The organism is Luteimonas aquatica, from assembly GCF_022662575.1.
GTDB classification, from domain to species: Bacteria; Pseudomonadota; Gammaproteobacteria; order Xanthomonadales; family Xanthomonadaceae; genus Luteimonas; species Luteimonas aquatica.
Genome location: NZ_JALBFU010000001.1, coordinates 1132546 through 1146956 on the forward strand (window position 1 = coordinate 1132546; position 14411 = coordinate 1146956).

General features: G+C 71.0%; 18 protein-coding genes. 4 read left to right on the plus strand and 14 right to left on the minus strand.

Going from position 1 to position 14411, the window contains the following annotated elements:
• The first annotated feature begins 4 nt into the window (after nt 1-4).
• Nucleotides 5-562 carry a D-Ala-D-Ala carboxypeptidase family metallohydrolase gene (locus MD221_RS05285; RefSeq protein ID WP_242108596.1) on the plus strand — a complete coding sequence of 186 codons (558 nt, stop codon included), beginning with the start codon at nt 5-7 and terminating at the stop codon, nt 560-562.
• A 19-nt stretch (nt 563-581) separates the two neighbouring features.
• Here the strand turns inward: MD221_RS05285 and MD221_RS05290 are convergent, their stop codons facing one another.
• The 5 genes from MD221_RS05290 to surE all read right to left on the minus strand — a co-directional run bounded on the left by MD221_RS05290 (nt 582) and on the right by surE (nt 4538).
• Nucleotides 582-1451 carry an endonuclease/exonuclease/phosphatase family protein gene (locus MD221_RS05290; RefSeq protein WP_242108319.1) on the minus strand — a complete coding sequence of 290 codons (870 nt, stop codon included), beginning with the start codon at nt 1449-1451 and terminating at the stop codon, nt 582-584.
• A 22-nt stretch (nt 1452-1473) separates the two neighbouring features.
• Nucleotides 1474-2238, minus strand: coding sequence for a peptidoglycan DD-metalloendopeptidase family protein (locus MD221_RS05295; protein ID WP_242108320.1), 765 nt, complete (start codon nt 2236-2238; stop codon nt 1474-1476).
• A 29-nt stretch (nt 2239-2267) separates the two neighbouring features.
• Nucleotides 2268-2882 (minus strand): YqaA family protein, encoded by a 615-nt coding sequence (locus tag MD221_RS05300; protein WP_242108321.1) that lies wholly within the window; start codon nt 2880-2882, stop codon nt 2268-2270.
• Nucleotides 2883-3051: 169 nt separating this feature from the next.
• Entirely contained in the window at nt 3052-3750 is a 699-nt protein-coding gene (locus MD221_RS05305; protein WP_242108323.1) for a protein-L-isoaspartate(D-aspartate) O-methyltransferase, read from the minus strand.
• On the minus strand, nt 3747-4538 hold the full coding sequence (gene surE / locus MD221_RS05310) for a 5'/3'-nucleotidase SurE (RefSeq protein WP_242108326.1): 792 nt from the start codon (nt 4536-4538) through the stop codon (nt 3747-3749). The genes MD221_RS05305 and surE overlap by 4 nt, the downstream gene beginning before the upstream one ends.
• A 137-nt stretch (nt 4539-4675) precedes the next feature.
• On the opposite strand from surE, the gene MD221_RS05315 reads away from it, so the two are divergent.
• The 3 genes from MD221_RS05315 (at nt 4676) to MD221_RS05325 (ending at nt 6558) form a co-directional block, all read left to right on the plus strand.
• Nucleotides 4676-5419 (plus strand): helix-turn-helix transcriptional regulator, encoded by a 744-nt coding sequence (locus tag MD221_RS05315; RefSeq protein WP_242108327.1) that lies wholly within the window; start codon nt 4676-4678, stop codon nt 5417-5419.
• A 223-nt stretch (nt 5420-5642) separates the two neighbouring features.
• Nucleotides 5643-6233, plus strand: a complete 591-nt coding sequence (locus MD221_RS05320; protein ID WP_242108329.1) for a Smr/MutS family protein — start codon at nt 5643-5645, stop codon at nt 6231-6233.
• A 25-nt stretch (nt 6234-6258) separates the two neighbouring features.
• The gene (locus tag MD221_RS05325) at nt 6259-6558 is read left to right on the plus strand and encodes a hypothetical protein (RefSeq protein WP_242108332.1); all 300 of its coding nucleotides are present in this window, start codon (nt 6259-6261) and stop codon (nt 6556-6558) included.
• A 39-nt stretch (nt 6559-6597) separates the two neighbouring features.
• Here the strand turns inward: MD221_RS05325 and truD are convergent, their stop codons facing one another.
• From truD to MD221_RS05370, 9 genes are all read right to left on the minus strand, one after another.
• Complete coding sequence (gene truD, locus MD221_RS05330) at nt 6598-7632, minus strand: tRNA pseudouridine(13) synthase TruD (RefSeq protein WP_242108334.1); 1035 nt, start codon at nt 7630-7632, stop codon at nt 6598-6600.
• Nucleotides 7633-7643: 11 nt separating this feature from the next.
• Nucleotides 7644-8123 carry a 2-C-methyl-D-erythritol 2,4-cyclodiphosphate synthase gene (gene ispF, locus MD221_RS05335; RefSeq protein WP_242108336.1) on the minus strand — a complete coding sequence of 160 codons (480 nt, stop codon included), beginning with the start codon at nt 8121-8123 and terminating at the stop codon, nt 7644-7646.
• Nucleotides 8124-8130: 7 nt separating this feature from the next.
• Entirely contained in the window at nt 8131-8838 is a 708-nt protein-coding gene (ispD, locus tag MD221_RS05340) for a 2-C-methyl-D-erythritol 4-phosphate cytidylyltransferase (RefSeq protein ID WP_242108338.1), read from the minus strand.
• Nucleotides 8835-9179 (minus strand): cell division protein FtsB, encoded by a 345-nt coding sequence (ftsB, locus tag MD221_RS05345; protein ID WP_242108340.1) that lies wholly within the window; start codon nt 9177-9179, stop codon nt 8835-8837. Before ftsB ends, ispD begins: the two co-directional genes overlap by 4 nt.
• Nucleotides 9180-9189: 10 nt before the next feature.
• Entirely contained in the window at nt 9190-10569 is a 1380-nt protein-coding gene (gene eno / locus MD221_RS05350; RefSeq protein ID WP_242108342.1) for a phosphopyruvate hydratase, read from the minus strand.
• A 127-nt stretch (nt 10570-10696) separates the two neighbouring features.
• Nucleotides 10697-11530, minus strand: coding sequence for a 3-deoxy-8-phosphooctulonate synthase (gene kdsA, locus MD221_RS05355; RefSeq protein ID WP_242108344.1), 834 nt, complete (start codon nt 11528-11530; stop codon nt 10697-10699).
• 49 nt (nt 11531-11579) lie between these two features.
• Complete coding sequence (gene pyrG, locus MD221_RS05360) at nt 11580-13277, minus strand: CTP synthase (RefSeq protein ID WP_242108346.1); 1698 nt, start codon at nt 13275-13277, stop codon at nt 11580-11582.
• Between the two features lie 110 nt (nt 13278-13387).
• A complete protein-coding gene (locus tag MD221_RS05365) occupies nt 13388-13888 on the minus strand; it encodes a hypothetical protein (protein WP_242108347.1) in 501 nt (166 codons plus the stop codon).
• Nucleotides 13889-14060: 172 nt separating this feature from the next.
• Nucleotides 14061-14315, minus strand: coding sequence for a hypothetical protein (locus MD221_RS05370; protein WP_242108349.1), 255 nt, complete (start codon nt 14313-14315; stop codon nt 14061-14063).
• Nucleotides 14316-14411 lie beyond the last annotated feature (96 nt).

Sequence of the window (14411 nt, forward strand, 5' to 3'; positions counted from 1 at the left end):
GGCGATGCCGCTTCTGCTCGCCGCCTGCGGGGCGTTCTCGCCCTCTCCCGCCGAACGCTACGCCCGCTGGCGCGAGTCCGACGCCGCGGCTGCGACCGACGATTACCTGGCCTATCTGCGGCAGGCGGGCGTGGCGGACGTCCTGCCGCCCGCGCAATTGCTGCGCAGCGGCCGCGCCTGGTGGCGCTGCGGCGCTTCCGAGTTCGCGGTGCCGCCACGCGCTGCCTGGCCGCGGATGATTCCCACCCTGCGCCTGGTGCGCGCATTGCGCCAACAGGGCCTGCTCGACGGCGCCGAGGTCGGATCGGCGTATCGCGGTGCCACCCTCAACCGCTGCGAGGGCGGCAGCACGCGCAGCCAGCATCTTCGCAACGCCGCGCTCGATTTCGATCTTCCGGCCGATCCCTCGCGCATCGCCCGGCTGTGCGCGCACTGGCGCAAGGCCGGGGCGTCCAGCGGCTTCGGGCTCGGCCTGTACGACAACCGCCACGTGCACGTGGACAGCGCCGGCTATCGCACCTGGGGAAGCGATTACCGCCGCCGCAGCTCGCCCTGCCGGTAGCCGGCGGTCGGGCCCGCGCTCATTCGCGCCGGAAGCCGACCTGCAATCCGAAGTGATCCGAAGGCCAGGTGCCCGACGCATCCGGCCGGTCGAGCACGATCCGCGCGCGCACCGGCATCAGCACGCCGGTCTGCAGGAATACGTGGTCGATCCGGGTTCGCGGATGCCCGTAATGCGGATTGAGCGTGGTGTTCGCCGGCGCATCGGGAGCGGCGTGCAGGGCCGCGAAGGCGTCGGTGTAGCGCGCGCGCAGCGGCGCCAGCTCCGGCGCGGCGGCGCCGACGTTGAAGTCGCCGGCGATCACCGAGGGCGCGTCGCCGCGCGTGGCGTCGACGAAGGCCAGCAGGTCGCCGATCTGCCGGGCGCGGGTGGCGCCGCTGGCGTCGGTGAAATTCAGATGGGTCACGTAGAGGTTGAGCGGCTGCCCGCCGACGTCGGCGCGGACCATGCCGGCCACGCGGTAGTCCTCCGGCGGCCGCAGCGCCCGCTGTGCGCGCATCCGCACCGGGTGCCGGGTCAGCACCGCGTTGCCGTAGCGCCGCGTCCTGTCGGGCGGATCGACGGAGACGAAGAAGCAGGCATAGCCGAGTGCGCGCGCGAGATCCTCGGCCTGGTTGGGCAGGCCTGCGTCCTGCAGCACTTCCTGCAGGAAGATCGCGTCCGGGCGCGAGGCGCGCAGCGCGGCGACGATCATCTCGCGCCGGCGCGGCCAGTCGCCCTTGTCGTGCCAGAGATTGAGGGTGACCACTTCGAGCGCGGCCGCCGGCGCCGGGCCGGCATGGGCTTTGCCATCGGCGGCGGCGCGCGGGGCGCTACGGCAGCCGGACGGCGCTGACGAAAGCAGCGCCAGCGAGAGCAGTGCCAGCAGGACGAGCGGCACGGTGCGCATGCGCGTCATCCCGGCCGCGCGGCTATCGCCTCGGCATGTACTGCATCGGATCCACCGGCCTGCCGTTGTAGCGGATCTCGAAGTGCAGCATGTCGCGGGTGGCGCCGCTGCGCCCCATCTCGGCGATCTGCTGGCCGGCCTTGACGATCTGGCCCTCGTTGACCAGCCGCGCGCGGTTGTGGCCGTAGGCCGACAGCCATTCCTCGTTGTGCTTGATGATGATCAGCTCGCCGTAGCCGACCAGGCCCGAGCCGGAGTACACCACCACGCCGTCGCCGGCCGCGCGCACCGGCTGCCCGGCGCTGCCGGCGATGTCCACGCCCTGGCGGGTGGGATTGCCGGCGATGTAGGTGCCCACCAGCTGTCCTTCGGTCGGCCAGCGCCAGGCGAACGGGCTGGCCACCGGCGCCGCCGCCACGGGAGCCGGCGTCGGCGCGGCGGTGGAGGCGGGCGGACGCGACGGCGCCGTGCCTCCCGTCGCGCGGCGCGGCACCGAGGCCACCGGACGGCGGCCGCTGCCCGGATACAGGCGCAGCCGCTGGCCCGGATAGATGGTGTAGGGCGGCGGGATGTTGTTCCAGGTGGCCAGGTCGAGCGGGCTGATGCCGTTGTTGGTGGCGATCCGGTAGAGGGTCTCGCCGCGGTTCACCACCGCGGTGGCGCCGTACTTGGGCGTGGACACCGTCCGCCCCGGCCGCTTGTCGCGCACCACCGAGCTGCTGCACGCGGCCAGCACGGCAGAAGCCAGCAACGCGATCGCGATCCGCACCCAGGCCCTGCGCAGCATATCCGTCCCTCTCGGCATCCGAACGCCTTTCATGCCGCATGCGCCCTGAATGCAACGTAGACGATGCCGGCCGCGATCAGCACCAGCGCCCCCCAGCCGATGGGTTCGATGTAGCGGTGCAGCGCGCGCTCGGCGCGCTCGCCGCCCAGGCGGATCGCCAGCGCGATCAGGAACACGCGCTTGCCCCGCCCCACCGCCATGCTGGCCAGGAACGGCAGCCACGGCACCCCCACGATGCCCGAGGCCCAGGTGAAGATCTTCAGCGGGATCGGCGCGAAGCCGGCGATCACCAGGATCCAGAACGCCTTCCACGGCGACTGCGCCACCACCTCGCGCAAATAGGCCACCTGCGCCTCGATCCTGTCGATCCAGCCCAGCGTCTGCAGCAGCGGCTTGACCGCCTCGTAGGCGTAATGGCCCAGCAGATAGCCGATCACCGCGCCCGCCAGCGAGCCGGCCAGGCTCAGCGTGGCGAACCAGAACCCGCGCCGCGGCTGCGCCAGGCACATCGGCGCCAGCATCACTTCCGGCGCGACCGGAAAGACGATGGCCTCGATGAAGCTCAGGCCGGCCAGCAGCGACGGCGCGCGCGGATGGCGCGCCCAGGCCAGCGCGCGCTCGTAGAGGGGGGCGAACAGCTTCATGCGAACGCTCCCTGGATGCTTCTACCGCAGGCGATTCCAGCCGCGATCGCATCCTGCCGCCATCCATGGCGCTGCGATGCGGTCTCCGGAAAGTCCGGCCCGGCCACCCGTGGCCGTGCGCCCGGCAGCGCACGAGCCACTGGCCCGTAGACGCGCCGCTTCGCCCGCATCAGTCCACCAGGCCCGAAAGCAGCGGCACGAACACCACCGGCGCCAGCGTGGTCTGCTCGATCGCGCCGCTCGCGTCCTTGCGCAGGCACAGCAGCGACTGCGCGTTGCCGCCGCCCACCGGCGCCACCAGGGTGCCGCCGGGCGCCAGCTGCTCGGTCAGCGCGTCCACCAGCGACGGCGCCGCGGCGGTGACCACCACGGCGTCGAACGGGCCGTTCTCGGGCCAGCCGATGCGGCCGTCGTCGTGCTTGCTGCGCACGTTCAGGCCCAGCGCGCGGAAGCGTTTGCGCGCGGTGCGCAGCAGTTCGCCGATGCGCTCCACGGTATGCACCTCCAGCCCGAGCGCGGCCAGGATCGCGGCCTGGTAGCCGGAGCCGGTGCCCACTTCCAGCACCTTCTGCGGCTGCGCGCCGTTGGCGAACAGGGCCTCGGTCATCTTCGCCACCACCCAGGGCTGCGAGATGGTCTGGCCGAAGCCGATCGGCAGCGCGGTGTCCTCGTAGGCGCGCGTGGCCAGCGCCTCGTCCACGAACAGGTGGCGCGGCACGGTGCGGATGGCGTTGAGCACGCGCTCGTCGCGGATGCCCCCGCCGTTGGGAGCGGCCTCGCGCAGGCGCTCGATCAGGCGGTCGCGCACGCGCTGCGAGGTCATGCCCACGCCGATCGCCTGCGAATCGAGGCGGATCCTCGCGGTCATGCACCCGTCTCCTCGCGCAGCTCCGCCGCCAGGCCGCCGACCCAGCTGGCGACCTGCTCGAGCGCCTGGTAGCGGGTCAGGTCGACGTGGATCGGCGTGATCGAGATGTGGCCGGTGCGCACGGCGTGGAAATCCGTGCCGGGACCGGCGTCCTGCTCGCGGCCGGCCGGACCGATCCAGTACACGCTGCGCCCGCGCGGATCCTGCGTCGGCACGCAGGGCTCGGAGCGGTGGCGGTTGCCCAGGCGCGTGACCTCGAAGCCGCTGACGTCCTGCCAGGCGCGGTCGGGGACGTTGACGTTGAGGATGGTGTCGGCCGGCAGCGGATCGGACTTCAGCCGCGCCACGATCTCCACCGCCGCGCGCGCCGCGGTCTCGAAGTGCCGTGGCTCCTGGTCGACGGTGGCCAGCGAGACCGCGACCGCCGGCAGGCCGAGGAAACGCCCCTCCATCGCCGCCGAGACGGTGCCGGAATAGATCACGTCGTCGCCCAGGTTGGCGGCGTTGTTGATGCCCGAGACCACGATGTCCGGTTCGGCGTCGTCCTCGAACATGCCGGTGAGCGCCAGGTGCACGCAATCGGTCGGCGTTCCGGCCACGCGCCAGGTGCGCTCGTCGAGCCGGGTCACGCGCACCGGCATGTCCAGCGTCAGCGAGTTGCTGGCGCCGGAACGGTCGCGGTCGGGCGCGACGATCCGCACGTCATGGCCTGCGTTGCGCAGGCCCTCCGCCAGGATGCGGATGCCGGGGGCGTCGACGCCGTCGTCGTTGCTGACGAGTATGCGCATAGGCTTTCCGTGGAAAGCGTGAATGATAACGGATATGCGTCCCGGGCCGGGAGCGCGAAAACGACTAAGATGGCGCCGAGGATCGCCCGGAAGATCGTTCCGGCCGATCATCGTGGAAGATCGCCCTGGAAGACCGCATGCAATACGGGGATCACATCCAGCGTGTATTGGCGGCCGGCTCGATGGAGGCGCTGCGGCGGAGCACCTCCGATTTCGCCGCCGCGCTGGGCTTCGAGCACCATGGCTTCGCGGCACGGCTGTCGCGGCCCGCGACCGGGCGCGCCGGCTATCACAGCTTCGAGAACTATCGCAACGAGTGGGGAGACCGCTACGCCACCCTGCACCGGCCGGAGATGGCGCGCGGCGATGCCCGCGTGCTGCACGCGCGCACCGGGATGCCGGCGATCTCCTGGAACACGCGCGGACAGTTCGGCTACCTGCCGCCCACGCCGGCCTTGCTGCGGCGCGCGCGCCGGCAGACGCGCGCCGCCGGCGATTTCGGCATGTCGGCCGGGATCACGGTGCCGAGCTGGTCGCGCGGCATCGACTGGGCCTTCGTCACCTTCTCCACCGATGCCACCCACGATCTGGCGGCGATCGATCGCGACATCGGCGCGATGGTGTATTTCGTCAACTGCCTGCAGGCCACCTTCGACCGCCTGCAGGACAACCGGCAATCGGTCCGCCCGCTCAGCGTCCGCGAGCGCGAGGTGCTGTGCTGGTCGGCGGTCGGCAAGACCTCGTGGGAAATCTCGGTGATCCTGCAGCTGAGCGAGCGTACGGTGAACTTCCACCTGCAGCAGGCCGCGCGCAAGCTGCAAGTGAAGGGACGCCGCGCCGCCTGCGCGCGGGCGGTGGCGCTGGGGCTGATCGCGCTGTAACGCGTTACATCGGCGCCGACCCTGTCAATTCTGACAGGGGTCACGGGCGTTCCCGGCCCGGGTGTGATGAACTCCTCGCACGCGGCGCTCGGGAAGCCAGACGGACACGGGCGTTCGAATGGACCTGCTTCCCGAACGCCGCGCCTGTCCCGTCCGCCGATCCCCGCTCCGGCCGGCATGACGGCCGGCATGACACTGCGACGGAAATTTCCTAGGCTGGGACATGGCTCCCACCGGCAAACGTCCCAGTTCCAAGCCTTCGGGCCCCGATCCCGGGCCGGCGGCGGACGCACGGGGCGACGACGACGCGGCGCTGTTCCGCGCGGCCATCGGGCCGGTGCGCGAGCTGCCGGCCGTCCAGGCCCCGCCCGCGGCGTCGAAGCCGGCGCCGGTGCCGCGCATGGCGCGCCGCGACGAGGAGGACGCGCGCAGCGAATTCCAGCGTGCGCTGGAGGCGTCCTTCCTCGAGGCCGGCGACGCGATGCAGTACCGCCGCGACGAAGTGCCGCCGCGCGTGCTGCGCCGGCTCGGGCGCGGCGACTATGCCGCGCAGGAGGAGCTCGACCTGCATCATGCCGACAGCGCCGAGGCCGAGGCGCTGCTGCGCCGCTTCCTGCGCGAGGCGCGCGAGGCCGGCATCGGCTGCGTGCGCATCGTCCACGGCAAGGGCCTGCACGGCGACAGCCGCGTGCCGGTGCTCAAAAACCTGGTCGACCGCCTGCTGCGCCAGCGCGCCGACGTGCTGGCCTTCCATTCCGCGCCCGCCGCGCAGGGCGGCGGCGGCGCGGTGCTGGTGCTGCTCAAGCCCCGATAGGACGCCGATGAGACCGCCCCGCCCCATGCAGGAAATGATCCAGGACTGGGCGCCGGAACTCTCGGCCAGACTGGGCCGTCCGATCGCCGAGATCGCGCGCGAGGGCCTCAGCGCCTCCGACTTCTCCGTTTCGCGTTCGGTGGAGATTCGGGAACCGCCCGGCAGGGTCGTCCGGTTCTCCCTGGCGTTCGCCCTCATTCGCCCGGCGCACTCCGTGGCTGCCGTGTTCACCGAGCACTACGGCTACCTGGAGTTCGATCTGGAGGAGGACAGCGTCGTCGCCGAGATCCATGAAACCCTCTACGTGCATCAGGGCGATGCCTGAACCGGCCGGAACCGCTTCCGATCGCCCCATCGCGATGCGCTAATCGCCGTGCGCGTCGGCGATCTCGCCGAGCTCGGCCAGTACGGTCGTCGCGTACGCGCCGGGCGACAGGGCGAAGGCCAGCTGCAAGTCCCCGTCTTCGCGCCATTGCCAGGACAATTCCTGCGGACGCAGGCGCGTCGCGCGCCGTTCCTGCCTGAGCCCCGCCTTTTCCAGGCCGGAGCGCAATGCCGGCGACGTCCCGTCGGACAGCACGCGCTGCTCCAGCGCCAGCGCGTCCCCCGTCGCGCGCGAGGCGCCCTGCCCCCACAACGGCGCGCTGGGATGGATGTCGAAGCGCGCCAGGCGTTCGGCCAGCGTGTCGCTCCAGGCTTCCGGACCGAACACGCTGCGGCTGCCATCGAGGATCCACACTTCGCCGTCGAGGGCGAGATTCCACGAGCCTTCCGCCACGCGCGCGGCCAGCACCCGGTTGAACAATTCCGAGCGCGCGGCCGAGAGCAGGTGCGTGCGCTGGTCGCGGTGCACGCGTCGCCCGGCGAACATCGCCAGGGCATTGGCAAGGTTTCCGCCCTCGCGGCCGAAGCGCTGCTCGCCGAAATAGTTCGGCACGCCCCGCGCGGACAGCAGGCGCAGGCGATCCTCGATGGCGGCGCGCTCGCCCCGCACCTGGCGCAGGCGCAGCGCGAAGCGGTTCCCCGCCAGCGCGCCGCGCGGCAGTTTCTTCGCATGCCAGGCATACGCGAGCACGCGCAGGTCGTCGCCGCCCAGCGTCTCCACCGGCGGCGCGTTGCGCCGCGGCAGGTGCACGCTGAAGCGCTGGCGCGTCACGGCATGGCGGTCCTTCAGGCCTGCATAGCCGATCGACGATTCGCCCACTCCCGCCCATTCGGCGATGCGCCTGGCGGCGAAGGCCGTGTTCATGCCGCGCTTCTCGACCGTCAGCAGCAGATGCTCGCCGCTGCCGCTGGCCTGGAAGCCGTCGAGCTCCTCGACGAAGAAATCCTCGGCTTCGGTGCGGATGCGCGCCGACAGCGCCGGCGCCCCCGCGGCGCGCGCAAGCGCGGCAGGCATCGCGACGGAACTCACGCGCGCACGAGCAGGCACACCGCCTGCGCCGCGATGCCTTCCTCGCGGCCGGTGAAGCCGAGCTTCTCGCTGGTGGTGGCCTTGACGCTGACCGCGTCCGCGTCGACGCCGAGGTCGGCCGCGATCAGCGCGCGCATCGCCTCGGCGTGCGGCCCGAGCTTCGGGCGCTCGCAGATCACGGTGAGGTCGGCGTTGCCCAGGCGCCAGCCGCGCTCGCGCAGCAGGTCGCGGCAGTGGCGCAGGAACGTCCGGCTGTCCGCGCCCTTCCAGCGCGGATCCGAGGGCGGAAAGTGCTTGCCGATGTCGCCCAGCGCCAGCGCACCGAGCATGGCGTCGCACAGCGCATGCAGCACCACGTCGCCGTCGCTGTGCGCCAGCACGCCGCGCGCGTGCGGCACGCGCACTCCGCCCAGCATCACGTGGTCGCCCTCGCCGAAGGCGTGCACGTCGAAGCCCTGTCCGATCCTGACGTCCATTCCGGCCTCAGCGCTGCGACAGCACGAATTCGAACCGCGCCAGGTCGGCCGGGGTCGTGATCTTGAAGTTGTCCTCGGCGCCTTCCACCAGCAACGGCCGCAGGCCCTGCCGTTCCATCGCCATCGACTCGTCGGTGACGTCGACGCCGGCCTCGCGCGCGGCCTCGAGCGCGCGCGCCAGCTGCAGGCGCCGGAACAGCTGCGGCGTGAGCGCGCGCCACAGCCGCTCGCGCGGTTCGGTGCAATCGATGCCGCCGTCGTCGCCGGCGCGCTTGAGCGTATCGCGCACGGGCGAGGCCAGGATGGCGCCGACCGGATCGTTGCGGCCGCGCTCGAGCAGCTGGTCCAGATCGGCCGCGCGCAGGTTCGGTCGCGCGGCATCGTGCACCAGCACGAAGTCGTCCATGCGCACCGAGTCGGGCAGCGCGGCCAGGCCGGCGAGCACGGAGTCGGCGCGCGCGCGGCCGCCGACGCAGGTCAGCAGCGGCTTGCCGGCGAACGTCGACCAGCCGGCCCAATGCGCGTCGCCCTCGGCCAGCACCACCACGGCGCCTTCGAGGTTGGGATGCGCCAGCAGCGCCTGCAGCGTATGCGCCAGCAGCGGCTGGCCGTCGACCGCGAGGTATTGCTTGGGCACCTCGCCGCCGAAGCGGCTGCCGCTGCCGGCGGCCGGCACCACCGCCCAGAGCCTGCCCCGGACCCGATCCGGGGTCACGGCGTCTGCTCCTGCGGCTGCGGCGCCTGCTGCTGCGCCGGCGCGGACTGCGGGCTGCGCTCGACGACGCGGTAGAACGTCTCGCCCGGCTTGATCATGCCGAGCTCGCTGCGCGCGCGCTCCTCCACCGCGGCGCCGCCGTCGGCGCTCTTGAGGTCCTTCACCTCGGCGGCCAGGGCGTCGTTGCGCTGGCGCAGGCCGCTGTTGGCGCGTTCCTGCTCCAGCACCTGCTGCTGCAGCTCGGCCACATCGCCCGCGCCGCCATGGCCGACCCAGAGCCGGTACTGCAGCCAGGCCAGCAGCAGCACCAGCAGCAGCGCGACGATGGACAGGACCCGCATGCGGCGACCGTCAGCGCTTGAGCGAGACGAAGGCGTCGCGGCCGGCGTAGCGCGCCTGCGCGCCCAGCGCCTGCTCGATGCGCAGCAGCTGGTTGTACTTGGCCACGCGGTCGCTGCGGCACAGCGAGCCGGTCTTGATCTGCGTGGCGGTGGTGGCCACGGCGATGTCGGCGATGGTGGTGTCCTCGGTCTCGCCCGAGCGGTGCGAGACGATCGCCGCGTACTTCGCGGCGTCGGCCATCGCGATGGCCTCCAGCGTCTCGCTCAGCGTGCCGATCTGGTTGACCTTGATCAGGATGGCGTTGGCCACGCCCTGGTCGATGCCGTCCTTGAAGATCTTAGGATTGGTGACGAACAGGTCGTCGCCCACCAGCTGCACCTTCTCGCCCAGGCGCTGGGTGAGCTGCTTCCAGCCGTTCCAGTCGTCCTCGGCCATGCCGTCCTCGATGGTGATGATCGGGTACTCGGCGCACCAGTCGGCCAGGAAGTCGACGAACTGCTCGCTGGTCAGGCGCTTGTTCTCGCCGACCAGGTGGTACTTGCCGTTGTCGTAGAACTCGCTGGAGGCGACGTCCAGGCCGAGGAGGACGTCCTCGCCGGCGTGATAGCCGGCCTTGCCGATCGCTTCGAGGATGGTGTCCAGCGCCTCGGCATTGCTGCGCAGGTCGGGCGCGAAACCGCCCTCGTCGCCCACCGCCGTGCTCAGGCCCTTGCCCTTCAGCACCGACTTCAGGGCATGGAAGATCTCCGTGCCGGCGCGCAGCGCCTCGGAGAAGGAATCGAAGCCCACCGGCAGCACCATGAACTCCTGCAGGTCGACGTTGTTGTCGGCATGCGCGCCGCCGTTGATGATGTTCATCATGGGCACCGGGAGAGCAGGCGCCGTCAGCGCCTGCGAGCGCCCGGCTGCGGATGGTCTGGCCGGACCATCCGCAGCCGATGCCGCCGCGCCATGGACGGCCGCCAGGTGCGCCTGGTTGATATCGCCCAGCCAGCGCCACAACGGGATCTTCTTCGAGGCGGCCACGGCGTGCGCGTTGGCCATCGAAACGCCGAGCAGCGCGTTGGCGCCCAGGCGTCCCTTGTTCTCGGTGCCGTCCAGATCGATCAGGCGCTTGTCGAGCCCCGTCTGGTCGTCGGCGTCGAAGCCGACCAGGGCCTGGGCGATGGCGCCGTTGACGTTGGCCACCGCCTTCTGCACGCCTTTGCCGAGATAGCGCGTCTTGTCGCCGTCGCGCAGCTCCACGGCCTCCTTGGTGCCGGTGGACGCGCCCGAAGGCACCATGGCGCGGCCGAAGCTGCCGTCTTCCAGCGTCACTTCCGCTTCGAGGGTGGGATTGCCGCGGCTGTCGAGGATTTCGCGGGCGTGGATCTTGGCGATTTTGCTCATGGGGTTATGGGCTGGCTACTTGGAGACGGTGTCGTGGATCGCTGCCGTCCCGGCGGAGGCGCGAATGGCGAAGCGAATGCGGTGGCGCGGGAACCGCGCCGCCGGCAACAATTTCATACGGCCCCTTTCATACGGTGCTTTCCAGGAACTGTCCGCGCTTGGTGACGCGATCCAGCTCCAGCATCGTCTCCAGCAGCGCGCGCATCTTCGGCAGCGGCCAGGCGTTGGGGCCGTCGCTGAGCGCCTCTTCCGGCTTCGGATGGGTTTCCATGAACACGCCGGCCACGCCCACCGCGATCGCGGCGCGCGCCAGCACCGGCACGAACTCGCGCTGGCCGCCGCTGGAGGTGCCCTGCCCGCCCGGCAGCTGCACCGAGTGCGTGGCGTCGAAGACCACCGGGCAGCCGGTGTCGCGCATCACGCTCAGCGAACGCATGTCGCTGACCAGGTTGTTGTAGCCGAAGCTCGCGCCGCGCTCGCACACCAGGATGTCCTGGTTGCCGGTCGACTTGGCCTTCTCCACCACCGGCTTCATGTCCCACGGCGAGAGGAACTGGCCCTTCTTGATGTTCACCGGCTTGCCGGCCGAGCACACCTTGCGGATGAAGTCGGTCTGCCGCACCAGGAAGGCCGGGGTCTGCAGCACGTCCACCACCGCCGCGACCTCGTCCATCGGCGTGTACTCGTGCACGTCGGTGAGCACCGGCACGCCGATCTGGCGCTTGACCTCCGCCAGCACGCGCAGGCCCTCCTCCATGCCGGGGCCGCGGAAGCTGCTGCCGGAGGTGCGGTTGGCCTTGTCGAAGCTGGACTTGAAGATGAAAGGGATGCCGAGGTCGGAGGTGATCTCCTTCAGCTGCCCGGCCACGTCGAGCTGCAGCTGCTCGGATTCGACCACGCAGGGGCCGGCGATCAGGAAGAACGGCCGGTCGAGGCCGACTTCGAAGCCACACAGGTTCATCGCATTCGACCCTTCGTCGCTGCGGGGGACGGGACGGCGGCGCGCGCGCTCACGCGTTGGCCTCCTTGAGCAGGCGCCCGCCGGCCCTGCCTTCATTGACTTTGAACTCGCGCGCGGCGCGGATGAAGCCGACGAACAGCGGATGGCCGTGGCGCGGGGTGGAGAGGAACTCGGGATGCGCCTGGCAGGCGATGAACCACGGATGGTTCGGCAGCTCGACCATCTCCACCAGCAGGTCGTCCATCGACTTGGCGGAGATCAGCAGGCCGGCATCCTCGAGCTGGGTGCGGTAGCGGTTGTTGAACTCGTAGCGGTGGCGGTGGCGCTCGCCCACCACGTCCTTGCCGTACAGCTCGCGCGCCCGGGTGCCGGGCTTCAGGCGCTGCTCCTGCAGGCCCAGGCGCATGGTGCCGCCCAGGTCGCTCTCCTCGCTGCGGCGCTCGACTTCGCCTGCCTGCGTGCGCCATTCGGTGATCAGTCCGATCACCGGATGCGGCGAGCGCTTGTCGTTCTCGGTGCTGTTGGCGCCTTCGAGGCCGGCCAGGTTGCGCGCCACGTCGACCACCGCGGCCTGCATGCCGTAGCAGATGCCGAAGTACGGCACGTTGCGCTCGCGCGCGTACTGCGCGGTGAGCACCTTGCCCTCGAAGCCGCGGTCGCCGAAGCCGCCCGGCACCAGGATGCCGTCGACGCCGGCCAGTTCGGCCTCGGCGCCGTTGCGCTCGATGTCCTGCGACTCCAGCCATTTCAGCTGCACGCGCGTGCGCTGGCGGATGCCGCCGTGCTTGAGCGCCTCGCCCACCGACTTGTAGGCGTCCTTGTGGTCGACGTACTTGCCGACCACCGCGATGGTGACCTCGTCGATCGGGTGCTCGGCGGCGTCCACCACGGCCAGCCACTCGGACAGGTCGGCCGAACGCGCCGCCTTCTCCTCCAGGCGCAGGCGCTCGACCACGATCTGGTCCAGCCCCTGGGCGTGCAGCCACATCGGGATCTTGTGGATGTTGTCCAGGTCGATGGCCGAAATGACGGCCTTCTCCGGCACGTTGGTGAAGGAGGCGATCTTGCGGCGCTCACCGTCCGGCAGCGGCTGCTCGCTGCGGCACAGCAGCACGTCGGGCTGGATGCCGATCGAGCGCAGCTCCTTCACCGAGTGCTGGGTGGGCTTGGTCTTCAGCTCGCCGGCGGCGGCGATGTACGGCACCAGGGTGAGGTGCATGAACATGGCCTTGTCGGCGCCGCGGTCGGTGCGCAGCTGGCGGATCGCTTCCAGGAACGGCAGCGACTCGATGTCGCCGACGGTGCCGCCGATCTCCACCAGGGCCACGTCGTGGCCTTCGGTGGCCGCGTCGATGCAGCGCTTGATCTCGTCGGTGATGTGCGGGATCACCTGCACGGTGGCGCCCAGGTAGTCGCCGCGGCGCTCCTTGCGGATCACGTTCTCGTAGATCTTGCCGGTGGTGATCGAGTTCCTGCCGGACAGGCGGACGTTGACGAAGCGCTCGTAGTGGCCGAGGTCGAGGTCGGTCTCGGCGCCGTCGTCGGTGACGTAGACCTCGCCGTGCTGGAACGGGCTCATCGTGCCCGGATCGACGTTGATGTAGGGGTCGAGCTTCATCATCGTCACGCGCAGGCCGCGCGCTTCGAGGATGGCAGCCAGGGAGGCGGCCGCGATGCCCTTCCCGAGGGAAGAGACCACGCCGCCGGTAACGAAAACAAGCGGGGTAACTGCAGCAGGGGGAGTCATGGGCTCAGCAGATCGCTGGAAAGCCACATTCTACCGGTTCGGCGGCTGCGCCGGAACATGAACCGCCGCAGGGCGCGCCCGCGGCGGCCCCGGCGGGTGCCTTGCGGCGCTTATTCGCCCGAAGCGGGCGCGGCTTCCTGCGCGTGGTCGTGGCCGTCCTCGCCCCCGCGCACGCGGTTCCTGACGATGCCGTCCGGGCCCTTGTAGAGCTCCAGGGTCTGGCCGCCGTGACGGATGATGGCGTTGTTGGCGATGCCGGCGGCGGCATTCACCGCGTCGACCGCCGCCGCCCGGCCCAGGCTCGTCATGGCGCCGGCGGGCCGGCGCGAGGACTCGTCGCCGTAGCCCTGCTGGCCCTCGCCCTGCGCGGCGTATCCGTCCACCTGCGCTTCCACCTGGCCGCCGCGCATGCCGGCGGCCGCGCCGGCGGTGTCCTGGCGGCTCTGCCGGCGCTGGGAGTCGGTGAGCAGTTGCGTATAGCCCTCGCCCGCGGTGCCGGCGCGCTGCGAATCCGTCTGCAGTTGCGGCTGGACGCGGGATTGCGCCTGGGCCGCCTGCGACGGGCCCAGCGCGGAAACGGCCAGAACGGCCGTCACGATCAATCTGTTCATAGCATTCGCTCCTTGAAGGCTGACAGGCGGCGGAGGTGGGGTCGCCAGCCGAGGCGGCCAAGATACTGGTCCGGGATGGCCTTCGCAATCGCGCGACGGCGCCCGATCGGCGAAAAAGCGCCGATCGGGCGCCGATTTCCACCCTTTTGTGACGCAGTGGCGCCTCCGGCCGTCAGATCGGCTTCTTGCGTTCCTCTTCTTCTTCCTCGGGCTGCTGGGCGGCCGCGGCGGCCTTGCGCTCGGCCTCCCGGGCCTTCTGCTCGGCCGCGCGCGCCTTGGCCTCGGCGGCCTCGGCCGACTGCCTGGCCTGCTCGGCTTGCTCGGCCTTGGCGGCCTTGTCGGCATCGGCGTGCGACTGCGCCAGGGCGCCCGGCGCGGCGATCACGGCGGCGATGGCGGCCGCGAACAGAAATCTGCGATGGGTCATGGGACTCTCCTGTGGTCGCGAAAGGCGCGATGGATTCGCGCCGAGCCGCCACCCTACCCCTCGCGGCTCGGCTCTCGGCTGAATGGCGCGCGGCGA